This is a genomic window from Streptomyces niphimycinicus, from assembly GCF_018883605.1.
Classification (GTDB): Bacteria; Actinomycetota; Actinomycetes; order Streptomycetales; family Streptomycetaceae; genus Streptomyces; species Streptomyces niphimycinicus.
Genome location: NZ_JAHLEM010000348.1, coordinates 1 through 5,572 on the forward strand (window position 1 = coordinate 1; position 5,572 = coordinate 5,572).

At 65.9% G+C, this 5,572-nt stretch carries 4 protein-coding genes and 1 pseudogene; all 5 read left to right on the forward strand.

The window, feature by feature from the left end:
• Positions 1–522, forward strand: a pseudogene (locus KN815_RS28300) (DNA-directed RNA polymerase subunit beta'); the annotation flags it as partial.
• A gap of 377 nt (positions 523–899) precedes the next feature.
• Positions 900–1,271: a 30S ribosomal protein S12 gene (gene rpsL / locus KN815_RS28305; protein ID WP_014054153.1), complete on the forward strand. Its 372-nt coding sequence runs from the start codon at positions 900–902 to the stop codon at positions 1,269–1,271.
• 2 nt (positions 1,272–1,273) lie between these two features.
• Positions 1,274–1,744 (forward strand): 30S ribosomal protein S7, encoded by a 471-nt coding sequence (rpsG, locus tag KN815_RS28310; protein WP_014178748.1) that lies wholly within the window; start codon positions 1,274–1,276, stop codon positions 1,742–1,744.
• 38 nt (positions 1,745–1,782) lie between these two features.
• Entirely contained in the window at positions 1,783–3,903 is a 2,121-nt protein-coding gene (gene fusA / locus KN815_RS28315; protein WP_216344736.1) for an elongation factor G, read from the forward strand.
• 227 nt (positions 3,904–4,130) lie between these two features.
• Positions 4,131–5,324: an elongation factor Tu gene (gene tuf / locus KN815_RS28320; RefSeq protein WP_078642909.1), complete on the forward strand. Its 1,194-nt coding sequence runs from the start codon at positions 4,131–4,133 to the stop codon at positions 5,322–5,324.
• The last annotated feature ends 248 nt before the right edge of the window (positions 5,325–5,572 follow it).

Genomic DNA, 5,572 nt, shown 5'->3' on the forward strand with positions numbered 1-5,572 from the left:
TCGCAGGGTGTGTCGATCCACGACAAGCACATCGAGATCATCATCCGGCAGATGCTGCGCCGGGTGACGATCATCGAGTCCGGCGACGCGGAGCTGCTGCCGGGCGAGCTCGTGGAGCGCTCGCGCTTCGAGTCGGAGAACCGTCGTGTGGTCCAGGAGGGCGGTCACCCGGCCTCCGGCCGTCCGCAGCTCATGGGTATCACCAAGGCATCGCTGGCGACCGAGTCCTGGCTGTCGGCGGCGTCCTTCCAGGAGACGACCCGGGTGCTCACCGACGCGGCGATCAACGCCAAGTCGGACTCCCTGATCGGCCTCAAGGAGAACGTGATCATCGGTAAGCTCATCCCGGCCGGTACGGGCCTGTCCCGTTACCGCAACATCCGGGTCGAGCCGACCGAGGAGGCGAAGGCCGCGATGTACTCGGCCGTCGGTTACGACGACATCGACTACTCGCCCTTCGGCACGGGCTCCGGCCAGGCGGTTCCGCTGGAGGACTACGACTACGGTCCGTACAACCAGTAGGTCCCGATCCGTTCACAGGGCGGTCACCCCCATGGTGGGGTGGCCGCCCTGCGGCGTTTCCGGACGGTTCTGCCGAGGGCGAAAATCGAGTACCCCATTTCCGGCGTGTCGGGGTGCTCTGCATTTGTTTTGACCGAAGTCGATGAGGTAGGTACGCTCAGACCTTGTGCCTGGGGTGTGCCCGGGTCCTTGCGTGCGCGCCCCCAGCCTTCGGCGGGGAGGTGCCTCAGCATGCGAGGGGCCGAGGTGTCGACACCAACAATCCGCACTCTCCGAACTTTCGCAGAGGGCTGCGGTGCGCGACACACCCGACCGCGTGGGTCGGAGGAACTCCAGGTTAGCTTTACCGAGACTGGCACACAGAAACCGGAGAAACGGTGCCTACGATCCAGCAGCTGGTCCGCAAGGGCCGCCAGGACAAGGTCGAGAAGAACAAGACCCCCGCCCTCGCGGGGTCGCCGCAGCGTCGTGGGACATGCACTCGCGTGTTCACCACGACGCCGAAGAAGCCGAACTCGGCGCTCCGCAAGGTCGCGCGTGTCCGGCTGAGCAGTGGGATCGAGGTCACCGCCTACGTCCCGGGTGAGGGGCACAACTTGCAGGAGCACTCCATCGTGCTCGTGCGTGGCGGTCGTGTGAAGGACCTGCCGGGTGTTCGTTACAAGATCATCCGCGGCTCCCTCGACACGCAGGGCGTCAAGAACCGCAAGCAGGCTCGCAGCCGCTACGGCGCCAAGAAGGAGAAGTAAGAATGCCTCGTAAGGGTCCCGCCCCGAAGCGCCCGGTCATCATCGACCCGGTTTACAACTCTCCTCTGGTGACGTCCCTCATCAACAAGGTGCTGCTGAACGGCAAGCGCTCCACCGCCGAGCGCATCGTGTACGGCGCCATGGAGGGCCTGCGCGAGAAGTCCGGCAACGACCCGGTCATCACGCTCAAGCGCGCGCTGGAGAACGTGAAGCCGACCCTCGAGGTCCGCTCCCGCCGTGTCGGTGGCGCCACCTACCAGGTGCCGGTCGAGGTCCGTCCCGGCCGCTCCTCCACCCTCGCCCTGCGCTGGCTCGTGGGCTACTCGCGCGCCCGTCGTGAGAAGACCATGACCGAGCGGCTCATGAACGAGCTGCTGGACGCCAGCAATGGTCTGGGCGCCTCCGTCAAGCGGCGTGAGGACACCCACAAGATGGCCGAGTCCAACAAGGCCTTCGCGCACTACCGCTGGTAGTCGCTACCCCATCGAGAACCGAGAGAAGACTGAGCCAGATGGCCACCACTTCACTTGACCTGGCCAAGGTCCGCAACATCGGGATCATGGCACACATCGACGCGGGCAAGACGACCACCACCGAGCGGATTCTGTTCTACACCGGCGTGAGCTACAAGATCGGTGAAGTCCACGACGGCGCTGCCACGATGGACTGGATGGAGCAGGAGCAGGAGCGCGGCATCACGATCACGTCGGCCGCGACGACCTGTCACTGGCCGCTTGAGAACGTCGATCACACCATCAACATCATCGACACCCCGGGCCACGTCGACTTCACCGTCGAGGTGGAGCGTTCGCTGCGCGTGCTCGACGGTGCCGTGACGGTGTTCGATGGCGTCGCCGGTGTGGAGCCGCAGTCCGAGACGGTGTGGCGTCAGGCGGACCGCTACGGCGTTCCGCGTATCTGCTTCGTCAACAAGCTCGACCGCACCGGTGCCGAGTTCCACCGCTGTGTCGACATGATCACGGACCGCCTGGGCGCGGTGCCGATCGTCATGCAGCTTCCGATCGGCACCGAGGCCGACTTCAAGGGTGTCGTCGACCTCGTCACCATGAAGGCGCTGGTCTGGTCCGCCGAGGCGACCAAGGGCGAGATGTACGACACCGTCGACATCCCGGACACCCACACCGAGGCCGCCGACGAGTGGCGCGGCAAGCTGCTGGAGACCGTCGCCGAGAACGACGAAGAGATGATGGAGCTGTACCTGGAGGGCGAGGAGCCCACCGTGGAGCAGCTTTACGCGGCGATCCGCCGTATCACCATCGCCTCCGGCAAGGGCGGCGGCACCACCGTCACCCCCGTGTTCTGTGGCACCGCGTTCAAGAACAAGGGCGTGCAGCCCCTGCTCGACGCCGTGGTCCGGTACCTCCCGTCGCCGATCGACATCGAGGCGATCGAGGGGCACTCGGTCAAGGACCCGGACGAGGTCATCAAGCGTCGTCCGTCCGAGGAGGAGCCGCTCTCGGCTCTGGCGTTCAAGATCGCGAGCGACCCGCACCTCGGCAAGCTCACCTTCATCCGTGTGTACTCCGGCCGCATGGAAGCCGGCACCCAGGTGCTGAACTCCGTGAAGGGCAAGAAGGAGCGCATCGGCAAGATCTACCGGATGCACGCGAACAAGCGTGAGGAGATCGACTCGGTGGGTGCCGGCGACATCGTCGCCGTCATGGGTCTGAAGCAGACCACCACCGGTGAGACCCTCTCCGACTCGTCGAGCCCGGTGATCCTGGAGTCCATGGACTTCCCGGCCCCGGTCATCGAGGTGGCCATCGAGCCGAAGTCCAAGGGCGACCAGGAGAAGCTCGCCGTCGCGATCCAGCGGCTTGCCGAGGAGGACCCGTCCTTCCGCGTCAAGACCGACGAGGAGACCGGCCAGACGATCATCTCCGGCATGGGCGAGCTGCACCTGGACGTGCTGGTCGACCGGATGCGCCGCGAGTTCAAGGTCGAGGCCAACGTCGGTAAGCCGCAGGTGGCCTACCGCGAGACGCTGCGCAAGGCGGTCGAGCGGTACGACTACACGCACAAGAAGCAGACTGGTGGTTCCGGCCAGTTCGCGAAGGTGCAGATCGCGCTGGCACCGCTCGAGGGCGATGGCTACGAGTTCGAGAACAAGGTCACCGGTGGCCGTATCCCGCGGGAGTACATCCCGTCCGTGGACGCGGGCTGCCAGGAGGCCATGGAGTTCGGCGTGCTCGCGGGCTACCCGCTGACCGGTGTGAAGGTCACCCTGCTCGACGGTGGCTACCACGAGGTCGACTCGTCCGAGATGGCGTTCAAGATCGCCGGTTCGATGGCCTTCAAGGAGGCTGCCCGCAAGGCCAGCCCGGCCCTGCTCGAGCCGATGATGAAGGTCGAGGTCACCACGCCCGAGGACTACATGGGTGACGTGATCGGCGACATCAACTCCCGTCGCGGGCAGATCCAGTCCATGGAGGACCGGAGCGGCGCCAAGCTGGTCACCGGCCTGGTTCCGCTGTCGGAGATGTTCGGCTACGTGGGCGACCTGCGCAGCAAGACGTCCGGCCGCGCCAGCTACTCCATGCAGTTCGACTCCTACGCCGAGGTTCCGCGGAACGTCGCCGAGGAGATCATCGCGAAGGCCAAGGGCGAGTAAGGCGGGTTCATCCGCTTTCCTCACCCTTTAGGCTGGAAGCACAAGGCATCGGGGCATTCGTCGTGGAGCGCGTCCACCGCGTTCCACGGCGGAGCCCCTGGCGCCGGCCCCCCAGACGAATACGGCGAAGGGCATCCCCCTCGGGGTCCTGGCCGGTTCGGTAAGAAAACCTGAACCCATCCGCAAAGCGTGGATGCGTTACAGAACCACTCCACAGGAGGACCCCAGTGGCGAAGGCGAAGTTCGAGCGGACTAAGCCGCACGTCAACATCGGCACCATCGGTCACATCGACCACGGTAAGACCACGCTTACCGCTGCGATCACCAAGGTGCTGCACGACGCGTACCCGGACCTGAACGAGGCCTCGGCCTTCGACCAGATCGACAAGGCTCCTGAGGAGCGCCAGCGCGGTATTACGATCTCCATCGCGCACGTCGAGTACCAGACCGAGTCGCGTCACTACGCGCACGTTGACTGCCCCGGTCACGCGGACTACATCAAGAACATGATCACCGGTGCCGCGCAGATGGACGGCGCCATCCTCGTGGTCGCCGCCACCGACGGCCCGATGCCGCAGACCAAGGAGCACGTGCTCCTGGCCCGCCAGGTCGGCGTGCCGTACATCGTTGTCGCCCTGAACAAGGCCGACATGGTGGACGACGAGGAGATCCTGGAGCTCGTCGAGCTCGAGGTCCGCGAGCTGCTCTCCGAGTACGAGTTCCCGGGCGACGACGTTCCGGTCGTCAAGGTCTCGGCGCTCAAGGCGCTCGAGGGCGACGCCGAGTGGGGCAAGTCCGTCCTCGACCTGATGAAGGCCGTCGACGAGTCGATCCCGCAGCCCGAGCGTGACGTCGACAAGCCGTTCCTGATGCCGATCGAGGACGTCTTCACCATCACCGGTCGCGGTACGGTCGTCACCGGCCGTATCGAGCGCGGTGTGCTGAAGGTCAACGAGAACGTCGACATCATCGGCATCAAGCAGGAGAAGACCTCGACCACCGTCACCGGTATCGAGATGTTCCGCAAGCTGCTCGACGAGGGCCAGGCCGGTGAGAACGTCGGTCTGCTGCTCCGCGGCATCAAGCGCGAGGACGTCGAGCGCGGCCAGGTCATCATCAAGCCGGGTTCGGTCACTCCGCACACCGAGTTCGAGGCCCAGGCGTACATCCTGTCCAAGGACGAGGGTGGCCGCCACACGCCGTTCTTCAACAACTACCGTCCGCAGTTCTACTTCCGTACCACGGACGTGACGGGCGTTGTGACCCTCCCCGAGGGCACCGAGATGGTCATGCCGGGCGACAACACCGAGATGTCGGTCAGCCTGATCCAGCCGGTCGCCATGGAGGAGGGCCTGAAGTTCGCCATCCGTGAGGGTGGCCGGACCGTCGGCGCCGGCCAGGTCACCAAGATCAACAAGTGACCTGACGCTCCCCGGAGCAAAGAGCCCCATTCGCCACTGGCGGGTGGGGCTCTTTCGTATGCGGGTACCCGTCCCTCGCCGGGATGCCGCTGCTGAGCGGCCTCAACGGACAGGTGCGCCAGGAACTCGTCGCCCCGGCGCGGGGCTGGGGGACGCGGGCGGGCCACGTCGCCCGGTCGCCAGGCCGGTGGCGGCCTCCCTGACCGGGGGCCGGGGCCGATCCGGCGCCGCCCGGACGCCGCGCAGAC